Origin of the sequence: Promicromonospora umidemergens, assembly GCF_024171995.1 — a bacterium.
Classification (GTDB): Bacteria; Actinomycetota; Actinomycetes; order Actinomycetales; family Cellulomonadaceae; genus Promicromonospora; species Promicromonospora umidemergens.
Genome location: NZ_JAMTCT010000056.1, coordinates 1 through 3,003, shown reverse-complemented (window position 1 = coordinate 3,003; position 3,003 = coordinate 1). Strand labels below are relative to the sequence as shown.

The 3,003-nt window shown below is 66.4% G+C and carries 4 protein-coding genes; 2 read left to right on the top strand and 2 right to left on the bottom strand.

Translation table 11 applies throughout. The features are described from left to right. Positions 1-17 precede the first annotated feature (17 nt). The gene (locus APR04_RS30190; protein ID WP_253878331.1) at positions 18-500 is read right to left on the bottom strand and encodes a hypothetical protein; all 483 of its coding nucleotides are present in this window, start codon (positions 498-500) and stop codon (positions 18-20) included. Beyond that, positions 497-805, bottom strand: coding sequence for a transposase (locus tag APR04_RS30185; protein WP_253878329.1), 309 nt, complete (start codon positions 803-805; stop codon positions 497-499). The genes APR04_RS30190 and APR04_RS30185 overlap by 4 nt, the downstream gene beginning before the upstream one ends. 119 nt (positions 806-924) lie before the next feature. On the opposite strand from APR04_RS30185, the gene APR04_RS30180 reads away from it, so the two are divergent. Further along, the gene (locus tag APR04_RS30180; RefSeq protein ID WP_253878327.1) at positions 925-1,344 is read left to right on the top strand and encodes an NUDIX hydrolase; all 420 of its coding nucleotides are present in this window, start codon (positions 925-927) and stop codon (positions 1,342-1,344) included. A gap of 367 nt (positions 1,345-1,711) precedes the next feature. Beyond that, complete coding sequence (locus APR04_RS30175) at positions 1,712-2,836, top strand: ISAs1 family transposase (protein ID WP_253878325.1); 1,125 nt, start codon at positions 1,712-1,714, stop codon at positions 2,834-2,836. Positions 2,837-3,003: the final 167 nt, after the last annotated feature.

Sequence of the window (3,003 nt, the reverse complement as noted above, 5' to 3'; positions counted from 1 at the left end):
ACCGTCCTCCAGCTTCCTCAGCCCGCTGCGACGGACCGAGAGCGGTGCCCTTCCATCACCGCAAGGTTCAGCAGCGCTTCGCAGCGCTCGATGTCCGTGAGCCAGAGCTCGTTCGGTGCCTCGGCGGCGAACACATGCCGAGTCCTGCCGTCCTCGTCGACCACCGCGCAGAGGTCGTCGTGGACCGGCGGGCCGGGCCGGCGGCCCTTACCCCGCTTGTGCTTCCCGAACGCGCTGAACCAGCCGTTGCTCGACGCGATCCGCCACGCGGTCCGGTCCGACATCGCCTCACCTGCGTCTGCGGCTTCATCGGCGAGGAGCCGGTGCCCGAACTCCGGGTCGTCCTTGTGAGCATCGAACAGTGCATTCGCGCGATACGCCTCCACCACCTCGCTCTCGGTGATGGGGTTCGCCAGCCACCGGTAGTAGGGCTGGCGAGAGAGCTTGAGCACCCGACACGTCACCGTCACAGGAATCCCTGCGGTGGCGAGCTCCGTCACGAGCGGGTAGAACCTTTTCCCGGCAGGTTCGCCTGCGACAGATACGCCGCCGCCCGTCGCAGCACCTCGTTCTCCTGCTCCAGCAGCCGGTTCCGCTTCCGCAGCTCACGGATCTCCGCCGCCTCGGACTGGGACTGACCCGGCGCCGTGCCCTCCTCGACCTTGGCGCGGTGGAGCCACTTCTGCAGCGTCATCGGATGAACACCGAAGTCTTTCGCGATCTGCTCGATCGTGACTCCGGGCTCGCGGTTCTGAGCGACGCGCACGACGTCGTCACGGAATTCACTCGGGTAGGGCTTGGGCACAGCAACATCCTTCCAGGCCCACCACGCGGGCAAGCCAGATCAGATGTCACCTACTCGTGCAGCAGTCCCGGCGGCTTGGGTGCAGAGCGTTCCGCATCGGCGGTAGAAAGGTGGTTGTCATGACCGAGAGTCGGTGGATTGCCCATGGCTTGATCGTTCGAGATGGAAAGTTGCTCGTGTTGCGCCGGGAGCACGGGTCATACCTCGGCGGCCAGTGGGATGTGCCCGGCGGGAGTGTGGAGAATGGCGAAACCTCACGTGAGGCCGCCGAACGTGAAGTCCTTGAGGAAACTGGTATCCACGCGAGCGCTGGCGAAGAGTTGAGTCGATTCACAAATCTAGACACGAAAGGCCGTCAGATCACGTTCACAACTGTCACGTACATGATGACAAGTGAGCTTGACTCACCGGTGGTGATTAACCCGGAAGAGCACAGCGATTGGCGTTGGATCTACCCCAGCGACGATGCCGATGGACTGGAACTGGTTTGGCATCTGAAGAAGACGCTACTGACCTACTTCAGGCCGTCAGGTGGGTGACTACTACTCCGCGGTCGCCGTTGGAATCGCCGCGCTTGTGACTGTTGGGTTCTCCTATCGTGCAGTGATTTGGGTGATGAGAGTCCGCGATCGCCGGGATGCTTCACCGCCCCCTTCGCCACTCGCTGCCCCAATCGGTCGCGCCGTCGTTGTGATCCCGGTCATGGACGAGGTGCCCAGGGCCGGTCGGTTCTCGGTAGGTGAGATGGGTCGGGCGTGGCCCTGACCTGCGAGGATGGCAGTTCCTACGCTGACCGTCCCGCCGAGAGGACCACGCCCGGTGCTGCCATCTTCCCTGATTCGTGCTGCTGATCGCTACCAGCTTGAGACCGATCGGCTTGGTGAGGTTCTGGAGGTTCGGGCGGCGGTGTCTTCGCTGGTCGAGGTGCTGGAGCGGGTGAGCGATCCGCGGCGTCCGGAAGGGCGTAGGTACCCGCTGGCCTCGATGCTTGCGCTGCTGGTGCTGGCCACGCTGGCCGGGTGCCGCACGATGCGCACGACGGTGGCCTGGGCTGGTGATCTGGAGGTAGCGGTCGTGGTCGGGCTCGGGTTCGCGCGCGGGCTGCCGGCTCGCTCGACGCTGACGGACCTGACCGGCCGGGTAGACATGGGGTGCGTGAGCGAGGCGATGCTGGCCTGGATGGCCGATCGTCTGGTCGCGCAGGCTGATCCGGACCAGCGGGTGCATGTCGCCCTGGACGGCAAAGCGCTGCGTGGTGCCCGGCACGACGGCGACCGGCGGGCGCCGATGCAGCTGGCGGTCTTCGCGCCGGACCCGGGCGTGGTTCTGGCCACGGCCGAGGTCCCGGCCGAACAGGGCAAGGGCGGAGAGATCGCCGCTGCGGTCACCGCGCTGGACCAGATCGGCTCGATCGCGGGCTGGGTCGTGACCGGCGACGCCCTGCACACGGTCAAGGCGTCTGCCGCGTATCTGAGGGCGCGCGGCGCCCACTACATCGTGCCGGTCAAGGCCAACCGCGCGATCCTGCACGCCGAGGTCACCGACATCCCCTGGAAGCAGGTCCCGGTCGCGGCGCGCACTCGCGAACGTCGGCACGGGCGGGACGAAGACCGCGTCTACCAGGTCGTGGAGATCACCCGCCCTGCCACCGGATCGGCCGGCCGCCTCTCGCTGCCCGACGCGCGGCAAGCGATCCGGGTGACCTCGACGCGCCAGGCCACCACGCCGGGAGGTGAGACATCGACCGCGACGCTGTTCTACGTGACCAGTCTCGGACCCCGCGACGCCACCGGAACCGAGATCGCCGCCACGATCCGGGCCCGGTGGGGCATCGAGAACCGGCTGCACTGGATCCGCGACGTCGTGTTCAACGAAGACCGGCACACGACCCGCCGCGAGAACACCACTCGCTTGTGGACCCTGCTGCGCTCGGTCGCGATCGGCCTCATCCACCTCGCCGGCCTGCCGGTCACGGACACGACAAACGCCTGCTACCGACATCCAGAACGGCTATTCGCCCTGGTCAAATAACGAAACCGAAACGAACCGACCGGCCCTGCGAGGTGCCGCGCATGGGTGGCTTGATGGCTCTTCCCAGATGAAGGTGTAGGTCGGCCGGGCGCGTCGGTCCGCAGATAGACGTCGAGGTCTCCCGACGATGGAGGTTCCTACGCCATCCATCCGAAAGACCTCGACGT